Origin of the sequence: Hoeflea sp. TYP-13 (genome assembly GCF_040932035.1) — a bacterium.
In the GTDB taxonomy this organism is placed as follows: Bacteria; Pseudomonadota; Alphaproteobacteria; order Rhizobiales; family Rhizobiaceae; genus Hoeflea_A.
Genome location: NZ_JBFRBB010000005.1, coordinates 396,919 through 413,884 on the forward strand (window position 1 = coordinate 396,919; position 16,966 = coordinate 413,884).

The window sequence follows — 16,966 nt, forward strand, 5'->3', positions numbered from 1 at the left end:
TCGCCCCCTATTCGGCTTCTGCCAGCAGTTTGGCCTTCATGCCGTCGCGCAGGAAGGACACACCTGCACAGGCGACGTGCTCTCCCGGAGACAGTCCGTCGACCACAATCAGCTGATTGTCGCGAAGCCCGCCAACCATGACCTTGCGCAGTTTCACCGTTCCGCTCGGCTCATCATAGACGTAGAGTTCCAGGCTGCCGGGCTGGTTCGGATCTTTCGGAACGTTGAAGTTGCCTTCCATCGGCATCACCGTCAGCGGTAGCAGATACCCGGTGCCACCCGGTACAGCGAATTCCAGGGTAATTTCGACGGCCATTCCCGCCTTTAGCAGATCATTGCTCTCATCAAGGACCACAACCACCGGGAACGCCGAGACGCTGTCGGCGCGCGAGCCAAGCTCACTGACATGACCCGGCAGCACGATCGTCGGATCATCAGCAAGGCGCACCGTCGCGCCCTTGCCGACCGCTATGCGGTTGACAACGTCGAAATTGACGGTGAAGGAGGTTTCGAATTTGTCGTCGGCATAGATCGTTGCGACCGGCGAGCCGGCCGTGACATTGGCAAAGGAATCGACATCTACCGCGCTGACGATGCCGTCAAAGGGTGCCGTCAGAACTGCCTTGCCAAGATTTTCCTGTGCGGTTTCAAGCTGCTTGCGCGCCTGCACCACCTGCGCCTGGCTGGTTTCCATATTCGTCTGCGCCTGGTCGGCTTCCGCCTTGGTGATGACGCCCTGGTCGACGAGCTGCGACTTGCGCTTGAAATCGTCTTCCGCATTGCGCGCGGTCGACTGTGCCTGCTGCAAGGCGGCGTTAGCGTTATCGACTTGAATCTGAAGGGATTTTGGATCAATCGTCGCGATAACGTCGCCCGCGCTGACACTCTGCCCGACAGCCAGATTCATCTGTTCGAGGCGGCCGGTGACCTCAAAGGAAAGCGTCGTTGTCGAGGACGGCTGCAAAACGCTCGGATAGTGCCTGACAACCGATTCCTCGACATCCTCGACGAGACAGGTTTTCACGCCTCTGACGACTGGCTCGATCTCACCGGTTCTGTTGTCGTCCTCGCCGCAGCCCGACACCGCGATCAAGGTCAGCCCCAGCACCACCAGTTTACGCATACATCAGTCCCCTCAACACATCCGCCGGTTTTGCCGGGCATTTGACCACATTGATAACTAAGGTCAATGGCGGGAACAAAATAAGGCGCCACACGCCGGCCGGAGCAGACATGCGACGCCTTGCTCTTAGACGGCTATGATGTTGCTTTGCGGACCGTAGGGAAAGCCGGTGATGTTCTCCGCATCGGTGTTGCCGACGACCAGGATATCGTGTTCGCGGTAGCCACCCGCTCCGGGCGTACCCTCAGGCACCCATAGCATCGGCTCCATGGAAACGACCATGCCGTCAACCAGTTCGGTATCGATGTCCTCGCGCAGCTCCAGCCCCGCTTCCCGTCCGTAATAATGCGACAGGATACCGAAGGAGTGGCCGTATCCGAAGGACCGGTAGTCGAGCGCGTTGTGTTCGGCGAAGAATCGGTTGATCTCCTCGCAGATACCTGAACAGGTGGCGCCCGGTTTGATGAGGGAAAGCCCAAGCTCATGTGCGCCAACATTGATTTCCCAAAGCCGCCGTGATGCCTCGTCCGGCTCTCCGAGGAACAGGGTGCGTTCAAGCGCCGTGTAATAACCTGAAATCATCGGAAAGCTGTTGAGGCTCAGAATATCGCCGGCCTGGAGTTTGCGCGTCGTTACCGGATTGTGCGCTCCGTCGGTGTTGATTCCGGATTGGAACCACACCCAGCTGTCGCGCAATTCGCTGTCGGGATGGGCCCGGGCAATTTCGGCTTCCATGGCATCCCTGCCGGCCATCGCGACATCAATTTCCCGCACGCCAACGGCAATGGCATCGCGGATCGCTTCGCCGCCGACGTCAGCAATGCGTGCGCCCTCGCGGATAAGGACGATTTCCTCCGCCGATTTGACCATGCGCTGCTGCATGGCTGCCGGCGCCACATCGACCAGCTCGATACCGCCGAGAAACTCGGCCAGCGTATCGCGGGCGGCAAGGGTCAGGTGATCGCCTTCAATACCCAGCCGGCGGACGGCGGGCAGCGCCGATTTGACCGCACGCCAGTAATTGTTGCGCTGCCAGTCCGTGTAGATGATGTTTTCGCCGACCGAGCGCCGCCAGGGCTGGCTGCCGTCGATATTGGCCGAAATGGTCAGGCAGCTGTCGGCGGTGACAACGCAGCCATAGGGCCTGCCGAAACTGCAATATAGGAAGCCCGAATAGTAGGCGATATTGTGCATCGAGGTGAACAGGACCGCCGGGATTTCGCGCCGCTCCATCTCGCCGCGCAGCGCTGTCAGCCTGCGGTCATATTCGTCATTGGAAAAGGGCAGGGGCGCCTTGCCGCCATCGTGGCGGCTGAAAAATTCCGGCCTGTCGATTTGCTTGCCTGTCATGGTCGTCGTCTCCATCTGCCTGCTGGGCTGACAGATGCGAACAGCCCGGCAGGTGATCCGGGCGTGCAGGATGCTGTACCGTTTGCTGTTTAGGCGTTCATGGTCCGTCGACGCCATCGCCGGACACGCCATTTGGGACTGGTAACCGATTGCACTTCTGTGGTCAATTCCCGGTTATCCATCAGATAACTTTCACCGGAACGTGACTTTATCTTGAACACCGCCGCAGGTACAACATTGCGGGGCTTGGGACGCATTGGGTTCGATCAATTTGAAAAGACACGGTGCGCCTTTGGAGAGGTATGCACTCCTTTTGGCGAGCAGGCGACGACATGGCAAGAACCCTTAGTAGACTGTTAGGCATTGTGTTCGCTGTCAGCGCCCTGACAGCGTTTTCCATTTCCAGTGCCGACGCCGTGGACGATGCGCCTGTGGGCGTCGTTGAACTGTTCACCAGCCAAGGATGCTCATCCTGCCCTCCCGCCGATGCCGTTCTTGGTGAACTGGTCAAGCAGGGCAATGTCGTCGCGCTGGCTTATCATGTCGATTACTGGAACTATCTGGGGTGGGAAGACACTTTCAGCTCGAAGCAGAGCACCGACCGCCAATATGCCTATGCCCGCACCCTGGGCAGGAAAAGCGTCTATACGCCTCAGGTTGTCATCAATGGCCGCGACCATATCAACGGTGCGGACAAAGGCGGCATCAATAAAAAGCTCGATGCTTTTGACAAGAGCGGAAGGGGCTTGAATGTTCCTGTTGCCGCAAAGCTGGACGGCGAGAAGATCAAGATCAATATTGGCGACGGTCAGGGCAAGGCCAATGTGATTCTGGTCTATTTCGACCGCCAGAACACCGTTGACGTAAAGCGCGGCGAAAATAGCGGCAGGAAACTGACCTACTGGAATTCCGTGCGCGACATCCAGACCGTTGCGATGTGGGAAGGCAAGGCTGTCGAGCTTGACCTGCCGGTGTCCGTCATGTCGGGAGACGGCTATGACGGATGCGCCGTATTGCTCCAGACCATGAAGACAGACGGCGTGCCGGGCGCAATCATCGGCGCCGGCGTTGTCATGGACGCCAACCCCTCCTGAGCGGCAAATCCACCGCCGCGGCCCGCCCGACTTGCATTTCCGGACACATTTGGCAAACTGACACCGTTCCGTCACGGAACGCAGGGTGATTTGCACGGATACAAAGGACAAGGCATGGGAGGTAAGGCGGAACAGCCAGATAGCGAACCAGCGTCAGTTCTGGTCGATCTGAAGGAGTTCCGAAAGAAGCGGGAACAGCTGCCCGTGACGTTCCACCGCCGTGAACTCGATGCGATATTGCGCATCTACTCGCGCATGGTCGCCGAAGGCGAATGGCGCGACTATGCCATCGATCATCTCAAGGACAAGGCTGTATTCTCCGTTTTCCGGCGCGCCAGCGAGGTGCCGATGTTCCGCATAGAAAAAGACCCGAAGCTCGCCCGCAAGCAGGGCGCATTTTCAGTTGTTGCCACAAGCGGCCTCATTCTCAAGCGCGGCCACGATCTGACACACGTGCTGCGCGTCTTCGACAAATCGCCCAAGCTGGTGCGCGGCTAGAACCCTTCACTATGATCAAACGACGGCATCCTTTTCGGGACCGCCGGATCGAAACGACTGCTGGGGCAGCGTCCAGACGGTCATCTTTTTGTCGAGGCCCCTGATTGCAACGCCGTCATGACGAACGAGATCGGATGTGAGGCCGTCATCCGCTCCGGATTCACTGCGCGCACGCTCCAGAAGGTCGTCTGTCGCCGCCAGTTCCGCCGTCAGTCCGCGCGTGAGGGCTTCAATCCGGCTTGCGACATTCACCGTATTTCCGATCACCGCAAACTCCAGCCGGTTCGAGCCGATGTCACCCAGCACGGCCGGTCCGTAGTGAAGCCCGAAGCTGGCTTTGATCGGTTTCTCACCGGTAAGGGCCCGCTCTTCATTCCATTGCGCCATCGACCGCATCATGGCGCGGGCGCAACGGAGCGCGTTTATCGCATCGGCGTCGCTTGCAAGCGGCGTGCCGAACGTCGCCATCAGCCCGTCGCCAAGATATTTGTCGAGCGTTCCGTTGTGCTGAAACACCTCCCGCTCCATGCGCTGGTGAAACTGCCGCAATGTGACAATCACCTCTTCCGAGCTTCGGTCGGCTGAATATTGGGTAAAGCCGACGATATCGACAAAGAGCACGGCAATGTCCTGGGTGCGGATCTGTTTGAGCGGTTCGTCGTTCTGAGACAGCTCCTCGACAACATTCGGCGAGAAATAGCGCGAGAGATTCTCGCGCTCACGCTCAAGTGCCGCGTGGCCCATCAGCAGGTCGCCGTAGCGCCGCACGGAAACCGACAATATCACCGCGACAATTGCAAAAACGACGACTTCCTGAAAGCGGATATAGAATAGAAAATCATTGGGGTTGAGAATTTCCGCCAGGTCCAGGTCTGTTCCGAAGGCGGCATTCACCGCATCGGTCATTGCAATGTTTTCCTGCGAAAACAACCATGCAATACCGATTGCGCCAAACCAAGATATGGCCACTATGGATGCAAAACCACGCACCGTCCGCCATGAATAGGCAAGCGTCGCAACTCCCAGGAAGACGTAGAAATACATGAAGCCTTCGAAACGGAATTGCATCCCGAGCGGCCACTCATTGTCCGACAGCGGATTTGGTACGACAATAACTGTTGTCATCAACACGATATCGCACAGCAGTAGCGCGACCTCTGCCTGGGATCGCCCGACCCGGGCAACGCGCATTTGCGCCCAGCCGATCAGAACAAAAACCAGCAGTACAGCTTCGTAATAGATGATCTCGCGGTCAAAATTGATGATCGGCAGCATGATCGCGATCAAGGCCATGGCCACCCAGCGCGCCTTTACGGCAAGCACCATGCCTTCCCGTTTGTGACGCTCAAGCGCCGCCTCGGCAAACTTGTTGGATATGTCGGCATCTGACGGAGTATCGGACAGTTCGGAATTCGTCTGCGATCCGTTTGTGTCGGATTGGTTCGTCACGACCTAGCTCCTCAGCGTTCGATTGCGTATGCATTCGGAAGATACCAGTGAGCAGGCGGGAAAGACACGGCAGTTTCCAAAGGAGGACCAACTCACGATTGTCGGGGCTCAATGCGCCGTATTTGAAAACCCGTCTTGGTCTGCTCAAAACCGGTGGTGGCATAAAACCTTAACGTGGCTGGATCCTTCGAACCCGTCAAAAGCATCACTTTGTAGCAATCATGGCTCCAAGCCGCCGAGAGGGCATGATTCAGAAGCAATCGGCCATAACCACGCTTTCGATGTGCGTTGTCTGTCACCACGTTTTCAATAAGGGCATAGGGTAAACCTGCCCGTGTGAGATTCGGAACCACAACGAGCGTGCAGGTTGTTACGATCACATCGTCTCTAACGCCAATGATGATTGCGCTCCCTGGATAGAGCACCAATTGTCTAAGGCTTCGTTCCGCTTCTTTCACGGAAAGTATCCGATCGCCTGGATTTAATTGGCGGTACAGCTCCAGCAGGGATGGAAGGTCCGCCTTACCGGCGGTTCTAATTGCGAGATCGATTTGTATGTGCCCTCCGATGGCCCAATAGAACGGCGTATGCCGATCTAACCCTCAAATAACGTCCCCGGATAGGTCTCCGGATCGGGATCCGTTTGACTGCCCTCGCCAAGCGAAAGCTGCATGACAACGGTGTCGAGCCAGCGGCCGAACTTGTAGCCTGTTGCATGCATTGTACCGATCTCATCAAAACCGAGCGCGCGATGGAGCGCGACGGAGCCTTCCTCCGGGCCGCCGATAATGGCGATCATCTGCCGGAAGCCGAGCGCTTCGCATCGCTCTATCAGCCGTATCAGCAGCGCCTTGCCGATACCGCGCCCACGGGCATCCTTGTCGATGTAAATCGAATCCTCGACTGTCCAGCGATAAGCCGGCCGTTCGCGATAGGGGCCCGCATAGGCATAGCCTAGCAATTGGCCGTTTTCATCCTCGGCAACGATATAGGGATAGTTCCTGCTTGTGAGCGACGCGAAGCGCCGCTTCATTTCGACTAGATCCGGCGGCGTCAGTTCATAGGACGAAATGCCGTTTTCCACCGACTCGCGGTAAATGCCGGTGATGGCTTCAAGATCGGATGGATTGGCGTCACGCATCACATAGGTCATGTGTTTTGTTTGAATGAGACGCCAACGGATTTCAATAAAAAAGGCGGCCCGAAGACCGCCTTTTCATAATCGTTCAATCCGTGTCCTATTCGCGGTTCCCGAGGAACTGCAGGAGGAACAGGAACAGGTTGATGAAGTCGAGATACAGGCGCAACGCACCCATGATGGCCTTGCGGCCGGCGACGGCTGCGCCATCGGCTTCCAGATACATTTCCTTGATCTTCTGGGTGTCGTAGGCGGTAAGACCCGCAAACACCAGAACGCCGATCGCGGAAATGGCGAACTGCAAAGCGCTCGACTGCAGGAAGAGATTGACCACCATGGCAATGATGATGCCGATCAGACCCATGAACAGGAAGGAACCCATGCCCGTCAGGTCACGTTTGGTCGTATATCCCCAGAGCGAAAGTGCGCCGAAGGATGCGGCAGTAATAAAGAACGTCTGCACGATGCTTTGACCGGTAAACACCAGAAAGATCGATGACAGCGACAGTCCCATAAGTGCCGAGAAGACCCAGAAGGTCGTTTGAGCGGCGCTTACGCTCATTTTTTCGATGCGAAAACTGAGGAAAAACACCAGCGCGAGCGGCGCCAGCATGACAACCCATTTCAGCGGGCTCGCATACAGCATTGAACCAAACTGGGTCAGCTGACCATTGGAAACCGCCATGATCGACGTTCCGTAGGCAGCCACACCGGTAATTGCCAGGCCCATTGCCATTAGGTTGTAGACCCGCAGCATGTAGGACCGCAGGCCCTCATCAATCGCAGCACCGGCATGCGTACCAACCTGCTGGTTGCGCGCCTGGTAATCACGAAGATCTGCCATATTTACCTCTCAAATAGCCTCGTTACGTGCGACAACGTACCCGATTCTGGACGAAAAGGGCACGGTTGCACTGAATATGATGAATCAAAACGGCAACGACAAGACCCGTCACGCCGATTTTATGAGTCTTTCGTCGCAAAGCGAACGGTTCGTTAACGGTACAAGCCCCCAAAAATGCTACAGGTTTCGCAATATTGGAGCGGCTTTCTGGCCAAGAACCCGCCAAGTTCCCGCAAGTCCGATCCCGACCGTCAGTATCAGTGCCGCAATAACCGTCAAAACGGCGACATCCGGCAGGAACTGTGACGGCAGCGTCATGATCCGCGCAACGACGAACCATGCGGCAACGCCGCCCGCAAACAGCGCAAACACGGCTGTTGCCAGCCCGAGGATCAGATATTCATAGGAAAACGCCCTGATCAGCGTGCGGCGTGTCGCGCCGAGCGTTTTGAGCACCACGGCGTCATGCGCCCGTGCGCGGTTGCCTGCGGCAAGCGCTCCGGCGAGCACCAGAACCGACGCGATCAGCGCAACAGCGGCCGCGGCGCGGATGGCCGTCGCCAGCTGACCGACGATGCGGTTGACCAATTCAATGGCATCCTTGACCCGCACGCTCGTCACCGTCGGAAACTCGTTGGTCACCGCCCGCAGCACCTCGCCCTCCTCGCCCGGACCTGCGTCCGGATCGCTCAGCGTCGAAAGCCACGCATGCGGAGCACCTGCGAAGGTGTTTGGCGAAAACACCATGACGAAATTGATCGACAGAGATTCCCACTCGACATCGCGGAAATTGGCGATACGTGCGGTCACGTTGCGTCCGAGAACGTTGACGGTCAGCAGATCGCCGAGCTTGAGGCCCAGTTCACCGCCTTCCTCCGCAGAGAACGACACCAGCGGTTCACCCGTGTAGTCGGCTGCCCACCATTCGCCCTCCGTCAGTTTCGAACTTTCCGGCACGTTTTTCGCATAGGTAACGCCCCGGTCGCCGCGCAGCACCCATTGACCTTCGGGCGGCACGTCGATCTCGCGCACGTCGACCCCGTTGAATTCGGTGATCCGGCCCCGCAGCATCGGCACGCTGACGATCTTTCCGTCCGGTGAAATGTCCCGGACCAGGTCCGTGAACGCGTCGATTTCGCTGCTTTGCACGTCGACGAAGAAGAAGTTCGGCGCCCGTTCCGGCAGGCTGCCACTGATTTCGCGCCGCAGATTGCCGTCGATCAGCGCAATGGTCACCAGCAGCGCAAGGCCGAGCCCCAGTGAAAGCACCACCGATGGCGTGAGCGATCCGGGCCGGTGGATATTGCCGATCGCCAGCCTGAGCGGTGTCGAATTAACAGCTGGCGCACGCCGCGCGAAATATTCGATAAGGGCGGATACAAACCGCAGGATGATGAAGGCGAAGGCGATCGATCCGATGAAGATGCTGGCGATGAAGCGATCATAGGACGTGAAGATCGCCAGGGCCGCCAGCACCGCGACCATCAGTGCCGCTGCGAACAGATAGCGCTTGCGCGGCAGGCCCATCGCATCGAAACCCTGCTCGCGGAACAGCGCGGTTGCCGGCACCTCGCGGGACCGCCCAAGCGGCAGGATTGCGAAGGCAAGCGCCGTCAGATAACCGAACACGGCGGCGAAAACCAACGCCCCTGGATAAAGCGTGGCTTCTGATGAGACCGGCAGGACTTCCGCAAGCGCAACCGATGCCACGATCGGCATCAGCGCGCCGAGCACCAGGCCGAAAGCGATGCCGATGGTCGTTATGATCAGGATCTGGATCAGATAGACGGAAAAGACGAATTCGCCCGAAGCGCCGAGGCATTTGAAGGTCGCAATCACGCTGCGCTTGGAATCGAGATAGGCGCGCACCGCATTGGCAACGCCGACCCCGCCGACAATCAGTGCCGTGAGCCCCACAAGGGTCAGGAACTGCGAGAACCGAACGATATTGGCGCTCAGCGCCGGCGCGGCGTTGCTGCGGCTGCGCACCGACCAGCCGGCCGAGGGGAACTCGGCTTCGGCGGCTTTGCGCAATTGCACGATATTCGCGTCGCTCGTTCCGGGCGCCATCCTGATTTTATAGGCATATTCCACCAGGCTGCCGACCTTGATCAGCCCGGCGGCCGCCAGCCCGTCCTGCGAAAGGATCAGCCGCGGTGCAAAGCCGAAGCCATCCGAAAGCGCATCCGGTTCACTGTCGATCAGCGCCCGGATCTCGAACTGCGCATTGCCGAGGAGCACGCTGTCGCCGATCGACACGCCCAGCCGGTCGAGCAGCAGCGGCGCCACGGCCACCCCGAATTCGCCGCCTCTGCTGCTGAACATCGCATCAAAGCCGAGCCTCGGGGACGTCTCGAAGGAACCGTAGAGCGGATACAGGGAATCGACCGCCTTTGCTTCGACCAGCGTCTGGTCCGAGCCGTCAGGCAGTCGGGTCATGGAGCGCAGGCCGACCGTTGTCGTCATGTCGCCCTTGCTGCTGAGAAATGCCAGTTCCTCTTCGTTCGCCGCCCGGTTCTGCAGCTCAAAACGGATATCGGCACCGAGGATCGCCTGACCCTCTTCGGTGATGGCCGACGTTATCGAGCGCGACACCGAGTTGACGCCGGCGATCGCCGCCGTGCCGAGCGCGATACAGGCAAGAAAGATGTAAAACCCGGAAAGGCCGCCGCGCATCTCGCGCAGGGCAAGCCGCAACGCCAGCTTCAGTTCGGCCCCGGGCGACAGGGTTTTTCGGGCGGCCTCCGTCACGCGACTGCCGCCGCGCTGTCGTCCGCACTCTCTTCACTGAGAATTTCTCCCGAGCGCACCTTGACCTGGCGCTCGCAGCGGGCCGCCAGCTTGTGATCATGAGTGACGAGCAGCAGCGTCATGCCCCGTTCGGCGCGTTGCGCGAACAACAGATCGGCGATCTGCTGCCCGGTTTCGGTGTCGAGATTGCCGGTCGGCTCGTCCGCGATCAGCATTGCCGGGTGCGGCGCCAGCGCCCTTGCGATGGCGACACGCTGCTGTTCGCCGCCCGACAATTCGCCCGGATAATGGGTCAGCCGCTCGGCAAGACCGACGGCCGCCAGCTCTTCGCGCGCCACGTCAAACGCATCCGACCGCCCGGCAAGCTCCAGCGGCACCGCCACATTTTCCAGCGCCGTCATGTTGGGAATGAGATGAAAGGACTGAAAGACGATGCCGACATTGCGGCCACGAAAATCTGCGACCTCATCCTCGCTCATGGTGTGGATCGGGTTGCCCGAAATATGGATTTCGCCCGAATCGATCTTCTCAAGTCCGGCAAGGACCATGAGCAATGTCGATTTTCCCGAGCCGGACGGCCCCACGATGCCGACGGATTCGCCTGCCGCAACGGTAAGGTCCATACCTTTGAGGACGTGCACGGACGAGGCGCCATCGCCCAGCGTCAGATCGGCTTTTTTCAGTTCGATAATGGGTTTTGTCACAGCAACCGCTCACTATATGTAGAGACAGCAGCCACCGTGCCGCTCCTCCCCTGGGGTTCAAAAGGATTTAGGAAGCATCCTATGAAAATTAAAGCCGCATATCGAATTTTCGTTGTTTTTTGCGGCGTGGCGCTTGGTTTGGTAGGCGCCGCCAGGGCCGAAACGCTCAATATTGTCGGCTTTGGCGACAGTCTGATGGCCGGCTATGAACTGGCGCCGTCCGACGCCTTTCCCTCGCGCCTCGAAGCGGCTTTGAAGGAAAAGGGCTACGACGTCGTCATCGCCAATGCCGGTGTTTCCGGCGACACGTCCACTGGCGGACTGGCACGGCTCGACTGGTCGATTCCCGACGGAACGCATGCGGTTCTGCTCGAACTTGGCGCCAACGATGCTCTGCGCGGTATCAGCCCGGAAAAGACGAGGCAGAATATCGACGAGATGATCACAAGGCTGAAAGAACGGGGCATTGTTGTTCTACTGATCGGCATCGTTTCGCCGCCCAATATGGGCGACGACTATGCGGAAAAGTTCAACCGTATTTATCCGGAACTGTCGAAACAGCACGGCGTGCCGCTCTATCCGTTCTTTCTGGACGGGGTGGCGCTGCAACCGGACCTAGATATCGGTGACGGCATGCACCCGAATCCGGACGGTGTGAACGTCATGGTTTCGCGTTTTTTGCCCTTCGCGGAAGATCTGATCGGTAATATTCCTGTTAAGGTTAACGAATAAAGAACAACTTATCACCGCCGAATCACAAAGGTTTTTAGTTACTTACGCCGGTTATGCTGTGAATATGCAAATAAGGCGATAACAGGACTTGCCCTCGAAGGGCACTCGTGATTCGCTGGACCTGTACATACGAATCGGGGAGGCTGCCATGCCGCGTTTGTTTGTTGCCCTCGAGATTCCACGCGAAGCCGCACTAAGCATGTCGCTCCTTCGCGGTGGACTACACGGCGCCCGCTGGATCGATGTCGAAAATTACCACATTACCTTGCGGTTTATTGGCGACGTCGACGCCCCCACGGCGGACGAACTCATCAATGCGCTGGACCGTGTCCGCCGCCCCGAGTTCACTTTGTCGCTGGTCGGTATGGGCTCATTCGGATCGAAAAAGCCGCATTCCATCTGGGCGGGCGTTTCCGCCTCACCGGATCTCATTGCGCTTCAGGCAGAAATCGAGCGCATTTGCCAAAGATTGCGCCTCAAGCCGGATCCGCGCAAATTCACCCCCCATGTCACGCTCGGCCGGCTGCGCGGCGCGCGGGTCGAGGATGTCGTCGACTATCTTTCGGCGCGCAGCAATTTCTTCACCGATCCGTTTCCGGTCTCGCGTTTCGTCGTTTTATCATCGCGCGAGTCCGTCGGCGGAGGCCCCTATGTAACCGAAGAGGCTTACCCGTTGACCGCCGGTTTTCCACCCCAACCGGCGATCCATGCGGCTTCCAGTTCGTCTGGAAGATATTGATAATTATCTGATTGTTAAAGTTTTTTAGGAGTGCGGCAATGAATGCACGCCATCTGACATCCGTTATTCCGTCGGCTGTTCTCGCCTTTGCGCTGATGACCGGCATTGCCGCCGCCAAGGATTACCAGCGCGTTGTTCCGCTGCTGAATGATTCCAAAACGATCCTCGGTCAGCCGCTCGCCTACCCCTCAAAGGGAACCCCGAAAATCCAGTCCGTCATCGTGACCATGCTTCCGGGCGAGGAAACCGGTCCGCACACGCACCCCTACCCTACCTATGGCTACATCCTGGAGGGTGAACTCACGGTCTCCTATCCCGGCGGCATCAAGAAAGTCTACAAAAAGGGCGAGGCCGTCATGGAAGCCGTCAACGCAATACACAACGGCAAGAACACCGGTTCGGAACCGGTTCGCATCCTTGTCGTCTTCATGGGCGTTGCAGATCAGGCCAATACGCTGCTTCCGGAGAAAGACTGACTGCGCGTCGGGCTACTGGTTTAAAGGTCGTCAAGGAGCGCCAAGCATCCCTTTTTGAGCATGCGGTAAACCGTCTCGAAGCCTTCCGGCCCTCCATAATAGGGATCCGGCACATCCTCGTTGCGGCCCTGCGTATAGACCATGAACTGGTGAAGTTCTGCCCGGTGTGTGCCCGGTGCGCGGGCCCGGAGGGTCTCCAGATTGGATCGGTCCATCGCCAGAATCAGGTCGAATCGGTCGAAATCGTCCCGTCCGACCTGCCGCCCGCGCTGACCCGAAATATCGACACCGTGTTCGGCCGCCTTGGAAATGGCCCTTGGATCGGGTGCCTCGCCCACATGCCAGCCGCCCGTACCGGCTGAATCGATGGTCAACAGCCCCTCCTTGCCTCCGGTGACCGCCAGGTCCCGCAATATGCCTTCGGCAAGTGCGGACCGGCAGATATTGCCGAGGCAAAGAAACAGAATTGCCCTGGTCTTGCTGTCCGGTTGATTGGCGGCCATTATTTCCTCCGGGAGTATGTACAGATGACAGCTATAGAGATTGATGAAAATGAAGCAAGGGAGCGCCTGAAAGCCCTTGGCGACTGGCAGTTGCGGGACGATGGAAAGGCGATCGAGCGCAAGTTCAAGTTTCGCACCTTCAACGAAGCATTCGGCTTCATGACCCGCAGCGCACTTTCAGCGGAAAAGATGAACCATCACCCTGACTGGTCCAATGTCTATAACCGGGTCAATGTAGTTCTGACGACCCATGACACGGGCGGGCTGACAGAGCTCGATTTCAGGCTTGCAAAGGCCATGAACAGGGCGGCGGGGCAAGCATGACCCTTGCCAGGCCGGCCAAACGGCAATCGCCGCAACGACCCCATAAATCTTGAATGGGAGCGTTGAAGAGACCATATCAGTTCTTTGACCGGCGCGGTGCCTCAAACGGCAAACCAATCGCCGCGCGGCCGGGTGCGCACGGAGGAGCGACCGATGGATGATGTCAAAATCGGTGAGATTCTGGAACCTGGCGATGAAGATACGCGGCAGGGCCGCGAACGCAGGGTTCAGGACAAGTTCTGGAGCACGGTCCGCAAGGCCGCAAGGCAGGTTCCCTTCATGGAGGACCTGGTCGCCGCCTATTATTGCGCCTTCGATCTCAACACGCCGCACCGCGTTCGCGGAATTCTCCTGGCCGCACTTGCCTATTTTGTCCTTCCGATCGACGGTATTCCGGACTTTCTGGCCTTTGTCGGCTTTTCCGATGATGTCGCGGTTCTGGCGGCTGCCCTTGCAGCAATCCGGGCGCATATTACGCCAGCCCACTACGAGGCTGCGCGAACCGCATTGCGTGAAGCGGACCTGGAGCCGAACGGACGCGGCAATTCATGAACGCCGGGTCCGGATCCAGTTTGTCCACCCGCAAAGGAAGAATCGCTATATAGTCGAGGAATATCAGCGTGGTATGCACAGCATGGCCGAATTACAGTCTTTGCCCTTGAAATAAGGGGATTTCTGTAAGATTCAGGTGCTGTGTTGACGGTTTGGTAACCGAAAATTATGCAAATTAAGACAAATTGTTGCCAAACCAGCATGTTCAAGGCAAGGCCTTCTTCCATGAAGGCAATGGAGACAACCGGTAGGTTTATTATGGTTTTGAAGAAATTCGTGCCCGCACTCGTACTGTCGATCGCGATGACCGGCGCCGCCCTGGCGCAGTCGCCGACCCGCATCAGCCAGTTCAACGCCTGGGGTGCCTACTCCTATGCGGCTCCGACCGGCAAGGTCTGTTACATCCTGTCCCTGCCGACCCGCAAAGAGCCAAGTAATGTCGATCACGGAGACATATTCTTCCTGATTTCCCAGCGCCCGGGGCAAAACGTCAGTTACGAACCGCAGGCGATGATGGGTTATCCGCTGAAGGAGCAGTCCAAGGTCACCGTTACGGTCGATGGCAGAAACTATGTACTGTTTACAAAGGGCGACTCGGCCTGGGTCGAAAACGCCGCCGAGGAACCGGCTCTTGTCAGCGCCATGCGTGCCGGATCGTCGATGACAGTCAAGGCAACCTCGCGCCGGGGCACCGCCACCACCTATACGTTCTCGCTCTCCGGCGTGACCGCCGCGCTCAACGAGATCCAGAACTGCAGATAAGCCGTTCAGCAGTTGCAGTTTCAAAAGGCCGGCTTTTCGCCGGCCTTTTGGCATTATATGCTTGATACCGGGCCTGATTGCGTGTCGAGGGTGACGCGGGCTTCGATTGATGATAGAGCAGCGCGCCGGAAAGCAGGCCGCGCGGGTTGCACATATCCGCACTTCAAATTCATATGATCTGAAAGATCTGCCAGATGCCCCTGTCGATAGACCTCAAAGACACTGAAAACCGCGATGCGCTTGGCGCACGACAGGCCGCCGATGCATCCACTGCTGACACCGGCAAACCATCACTGATCGGCATGACCCGGGAAGAACTGGGCGAGACCCTGCGCGAAGCCGGCGTCAAGGACCGGCAGATCAAGATGCGTGTGCAGCAGCTCTGGCACTGGCTTTATGTGCGCGGCGTTTCCGATTTTGACGACATGCTGAACGTGTCGAAGGAACTGCGCAGAACGCTGGCCGGTCGTTATACGATCGCCCGCCCGGAGATTGTCGACGAACAGATTTCCGAAGACGGCACGCGCAAATGGCTACTGCGGTTCGCGCCGCGCGGCGCTGGAAAACCGGTGGAGATCGAAACGGTCTATATTCCTGAAGAAGGCCGCGGCACACTGTGCATTTCCAGCCAGGTGGGCTGCACGCTGACCTGCTCTTTCTGCCATACGGGAACGCAGAAGCTGGTGCGAAACCTGACGGCGGAGGAAATCCTGTCGCAGCTTTTGCTGGCCCGCGACCGGCTCGGCGATTTTCCGCACAAGGACACGCCCCAGGGCGCAATCGTTCCTTCCGAGGGCCGCAAGATCTCCAACATCGTCATGATGGGCATGGGCGAGCCGCTTTATAATTTTGACAATGTCAAAACTGCGCTTCTCATCGCCTCCGACAATGAAGGCCTGTCGCTTTCCAGGCGCCGCATCACGCTTTCGACCTCCGGTGTCGTTCCGGAAATCTACCGCACTGGCGAAGAGATCGGCGTCATGCTGGCAATTTCCCTCCACGCCGTGCGCGATGACCTGCGCAACGAGCTCGTGCCGATCAACAAGAAATTCCCGATTGCCGAACTGATGCAGGCCTGCCGGGATTATCCCGGCCTGTCCAATGCCCGGCGCATCACCTTCGAATATGTCATGCTCAAAGGTGTCAACGACACGCTCGAAGATGCCCGCGATCTCGTTCGCCTGCTGAAAGGCATTCCGGCAAAGATCAATCTCATTCCGTTCAACCCCTGGCCCGGCAGCAACTACGAATGCTCCGACTGGGAACAGATCGAAAAATTTGCCGATTTCGTCAACCAGGCCGGCTACGCCTCGCCGATCCGCACGCCGCGCGGGCGTGACATTCTTGCCGCCTGCGGTCAACTCAAGTCGGAATCGGAACGGCTGCGCAAATCCGAACGTCTGGCGCTCGAAGCCATGATGATTGCCGGCCACGGTGAGGGCTAAGCGTGGATCGTTTCCTGCTCTTTTTCATCCGGCTCATCATGATCACGATCGGCTTTGTTGCCGCATCGCTTGCAGCCGGAATTGCGCTTGCCTTCTTGACCCGGATCATCACACCGCCCGAAGCCGCACAGCTTTCCGATGCCGGCCTTGGCGCCGGTCTGGTCATTGCGGCATTCGCATTTTCGAGCATGACCGGCTATGTGGCTTTTTTCCCGGCCATGATCATTATTCTCTATAGCGAATTTACCCGCCGGCGCGACTGGCTTTTCTATGCACTCACCGGTGGTGCCATTGCTGCAATCGCGCCGCTGATCATTACCGTGATCAGAAGCACGGGCCGGCCGACGGATTTTGAATTTCTATTCATGAGCATTGCCACCGGAATGATTGGCGGCCTTGCCTATTGGCTGGTCGCCGGCCGCAGTGCCGGCAACTGGCTGCCGGTGCAGCGTCCGGCAGATTAGAAAGCCAATCGCCACGGC

General features: G+C 58.2%; 19 protein-coding genes. 10 read left to right on the forward strand and 9 right to left on the reverse strand.

Annotated elements, in window-relative coordinates:
• Positions 1–7 precede the first annotated feature (7 nt).
• Positions 8–1,123, reverse strand: coding sequence for an efflux RND transporter periplasmic adaptor subunit (locus tag ABVT35_RS24900; protein WP_368470264.1), 1,116 nt, complete (start codon positions 1,121–1,123; stop codon positions 8–10).
• 126 nt (positions 1,124–1,249) lie between these two features.
• Positions 1,250–2,473: an aminopeptidase P family protein gene (locus tag ABVT35_RS24905; RefSeq protein ID WP_368470265.1), complete on the reverse strand. Its 1,224-nt coding sequence runs from the start codon at positions 2,471–2,473 to the stop codon at positions 1,250–1,252.
• Positions 2,474–2,805: 332 nt separating this feature from the next.
• On the opposite strand from ABVT35_RS24905, the gene ABVT35_RS24910 reads away from it, so the two are divergent.
• Both ABVT35_RS24910 and ABVT35_RS24915 read left to right on the forward strand, forming a co-directional pair.
• Complete coding sequence (locus ABVT35_RS24910) at positions 2,806–3,567, forward strand: DUF1223 domain-containing protein (protein ID WP_368470266.1); 762 nt, start codon at positions 2,806–2,808, stop codon at positions 3,565–3,567.
• A 114-nt stretch (positions 3,568–3,681) separates the two neighbouring features.
• A complete protein-coding gene (locus tag ABVT35_RS24915; RefSeq protein WP_368470268.1) occupies positions 3,682–4,065 on the forward strand; it encodes a DUF2794 domain-containing protein in 384 nt (127 codons plus the stop codon).
• A gap of 15 nt (positions 4,066–4,080) precedes the next feature.
• Here ABVT35_RS24915 and ABVT35_RS24920 read toward each other — a convergent pair whose 3' ends face one another.
• The 6 genes from ABVT35_RS24920 to ABVT35_RS24945 all read right to left on the reverse strand — a co-directional run bounded on the left by ABVT35_RS24920 (position 4,081) and on the right by ABVT35_RS24945 (position 10,951).
• Positions 4,081–5,514: an adenylate/guanylate cyclase domain-containing protein gene (locus ABVT35_RS24920; protein ID WP_368470269.1), complete on the reverse strand. Its 1,434-nt coding sequence runs from the start codon at positions 5,512–5,514 to the stop codon at positions 4,081–4,083.
• 92 nt (positions 5,515–5,606) lie between these two features.
• Positions 5,607–6,071, reverse strand: coding sequence for an N-acetyltransferase family protein (locus ABVT35_RS24925; RefSeq protein ID WP_368470449.1), 465 nt, complete (start codon positions 6,069–6,071; stop codon positions 5,607–5,609).
• Positions 6,072–6,109: 38 nt separating this feature from the next.
• A complete protein-coding gene (locus tag ABVT35_RS24930) occupies positions 6,110–6,667 on the reverse strand; it encodes an N-acetyltransferase family protein (protein ID WP_368470271.1) in 558 nt (185 codons plus the stop codon).
• Between the two features lie 85 nt (positions 6,668–6,752).
• Positions 6,753–7,496, reverse strand: coding sequence for a Bax inhibitor-1/YccA family protein (locus tag ABVT35_RS24935; protein ID WP_368470273.1), 744 nt, complete (start codon positions 7,494–7,496; stop codon positions 6,753–6,755).
• A 177-nt stretch (positions 7,497–7,673) separates the two neighbouring features.
• Positions 7,674–10,172 (reverse strand): ABC transporter permease, encoded by a 2,499-nt coding sequence (locus tag ABVT35_RS24940; RefSeq protein ID WP_368470450.1) that lies wholly within the window; start codon positions 10,170–10,172, stop codon positions 7,674–7,676.
• Positions 10,173–10,243: 71 nt separating this feature from the next.
• Entirely contained in the window at positions 10,244–10,951 is a 708-nt protein-coding gene (locus ABVT35_RS24945) for an ABC transporter ATP-binding protein (protein ID WP_368470274.1), read from the reverse strand.
• An 81-nt stretch (positions 10,952–11,032) separates the two neighbouring features.
• Here ABVT35_RS24945 and ABVT35_RS24950 point away from each other — a divergent pair, with 81 nt between their 5' ends.
• The 3 genes from ABVT35_RS24950 to ABVT35_RS24960 all read left to right on the forward strand — a co-directional run bounded on the left by ABVT35_RS24950 (position 11,033) and on the right by ABVT35_RS24960 (position 12,898).
• Positions 11,033–11,683, forward strand: coding sequence for an arylesterase (locus ABVT35_RS24950; protein ID WP_368470275.1), 651 nt, complete (start codon positions 11,033–11,035; stop codon positions 11,681–11,683).
• A 148-nt stretch (positions 11,684–11,831) separates the two neighbouring features.
• Positions 11,832–12,422 carry an RNA 2',3'-cyclic phosphodiesterase gene (thpR, locus tag ABVT35_RS24955; protein WP_368470276.1) on the forward strand — a complete coding sequence of 197 codons (591 nt, stop codon included), beginning with the start codon at positions 11,832–11,834 and terminating at the stop codon, positions 12,420–12,422.
• Positions 12,423–12,460: 38 nt separating this feature from the next.
• Complete coding sequence (locus ABVT35_RS24960; protein ID WP_368470277.1) at positions 12,461–12,898, forward strand: cupin domain-containing protein; 438 nt, start codon at positions 12,461–12,463, stop codon at positions 12,896–12,898.
• 20 nt (positions 12,899–12,918) lie between these two features.
• On the opposite strand, the gene ABVT35_RS24965 is transcribed toward ABVT35_RS24960, so the two are convergent.
• The gene (locus ABVT35_RS24965) at positions 12,919–13,401 is read right to left on the reverse strand and encodes a low molecular weight protein-tyrosine-phosphatase (RefSeq protein ID WP_368470278.1); all 483 of its coding nucleotides are present in this window, start codon (positions 13,399–13,401) and stop codon (positions 12,919–12,921) included.
• 24 nt (positions 13,402–13,425) lie between these two features.
• Between ABVT35_RS24965 and ABVT35_RS24970 the strand changes: the two genes are divergently transcribed.
• From ABVT35_RS24970 to ABVT35_RS24990, 5 genes are all read left to right on the forward strand, one after another.
• On the forward strand, positions 13,426–13,725 hold the full coding sequence (locus ABVT35_RS24970) for a 4a-hydroxytetrahydrobiopterin dehydratase (protein WP_368470280.1): 300 nt from the start codon (positions 13,426–13,428) through the stop codon (positions 13,723–13,725).
• A gap of 153 nt (positions 13,726–13,878) precedes the next feature.
• Positions 13,879–14,277 (forward strand): YkvA family protein, encoded by a 399-nt coding sequence (locus tag ABVT35_RS24975; RefSeq protein WP_368470282.1) that lies wholly within the window; start codon positions 13,879–13,881, stop codon positions 14,275–14,277.
• 258 nt (positions 14,278–14,535) lie between these two features.
• Entirely contained in the window at positions 14,536–15,039 is a 504-nt protein-coding gene (locus tag ABVT35_RS24980) for an invasion associated locus B family protein (protein WP_368470283.1), read from the forward strand.
• Between the two features lie 194 nt (positions 15,040–15,233).
• A complete protein-coding gene (rlmN, locus tag ABVT35_RS24985) occupies positions 15,234–16,484 on the forward strand; it encodes a 23S rRNA (adenine(2503)-C(2))-methyltransferase RlmN (protein ID WP_368470285.1) in 1,251 nt (416 codons plus the stop codon).
• 2 nt (positions 16,485–16,486) lie between these two features.
• Positions 16,487–16,948: a hypothetical protein gene (locus ABVT35_RS24990; RefSeq protein ID WP_368470287.1), complete on the forward strand. Its 462-nt coding sequence runs from the start codon at positions 16,487–16,489 to the stop codon at positions 16,946–16,948.
• Positions 16,949–16,966: the final 18 nt, after the last annotated feature.

Coding starts and splice junctions, on each gene's coding strand:
- ABVT35_RS24935 (WP_368470273.1), bottom strand. CDS start 7,496: ATGGCAGATCTTCGTGATTACCAGGCGCGCAACCAGCAGGTTGGTACG.
- thpR (WP_368470276.1), top strand. CDS start 11,832: ATGCCGCGTTTGTTTGTTGCCCTCGAGATTCCACGCGAAGCCGCACTA.
- ABVT35_RS24940 (WP_368470450.1), bottom strand. CDS start 10,172: ATGCGCGGCGGCCTTTCCGGGTTTTACATCTTTCTTGCCTGTATCGCG.
- ABVT35_RS24960 (WP_368470277.1), top strand. CDS start 12,461: ATGAATGCACGCCATCTGACATCCGTTATTCCGTCGGCTGTTCTCGCC.
- ABVT35_RS24930 (WP_368470271.1), bottom strand. CDS start 6,667: ATGACCTATGTGATGCGTGACGCCAATCCATCCGATCTTGAAGCCATC.
- ABVT35_RS24915 (WP_368470268.1), top strand. CDS start 3,682: ATGGGAGGTAAGGCGGAACAGCCAGATAGCGAACCAGCGTCAGTTCTG.
- rlmN (WP_368470285.1), top strand. CDS start 15,234: ATGCCCCTGTCGATAGACCTCAAAGACACTGAAAACCGCGATGCGCTT.
- ABVT35_RS24900 (WP_368470264.1), bottom strand. CDS start 1,123: ATGCGTAAACTGGTGGTGCTGGGGCTGACCTTGATCGCGGTGTCGGGC.
- ABVT35_RS24970 (WP_368470280.1), top strand. CDS start 13,426: ATGACAGCTATAGAGATTGATGAAAATGAAGCAAGGGAGCGCCTGAAA.
- ABVT35_RS24965 (WP_368470278.1), bottom strand. CDS start 13,401: ATGGCCGCCAATCAACCGGACAGCAAGACCAGGGCAATTCTGTTTCTT.
- ABVT35_RS24905 (WP_368470265.1), bottom strand. CDS start 2,473: ATGACAGGCAAGCAAATCGACAGGCCGGAATTTTTCAGCCGCCACGAT.
- ABVT35_RS24980 (WP_368470283.1), top strand. CDS start 14,536: ATGGTTTTGAAGAAATTCGTGCCCGCACTCGTACTGTCGATCGCGATG.
- ABVT35_RS24950 (WP_368470275.1), top strand. CDS start 11,033: ATGAAAATTAAAGCCGCATATCGAATTTTCGTTGTTTTTTGCGGCGTG.
- ABVT35_RS24975 (WP_368470282.1), top strand. CDS start 13,879: ATGGATGATGTCAAAATCGGTGAGATTCTGGAACCTGGCGATGAAGAT.
- ABVT35_RS24910 (WP_368470266.1), top strand. CDS start 2,806: ATGGCAAGAACCCTTAGTAGACTGTTAGGCATTGTGTTCGCTGTCAGC.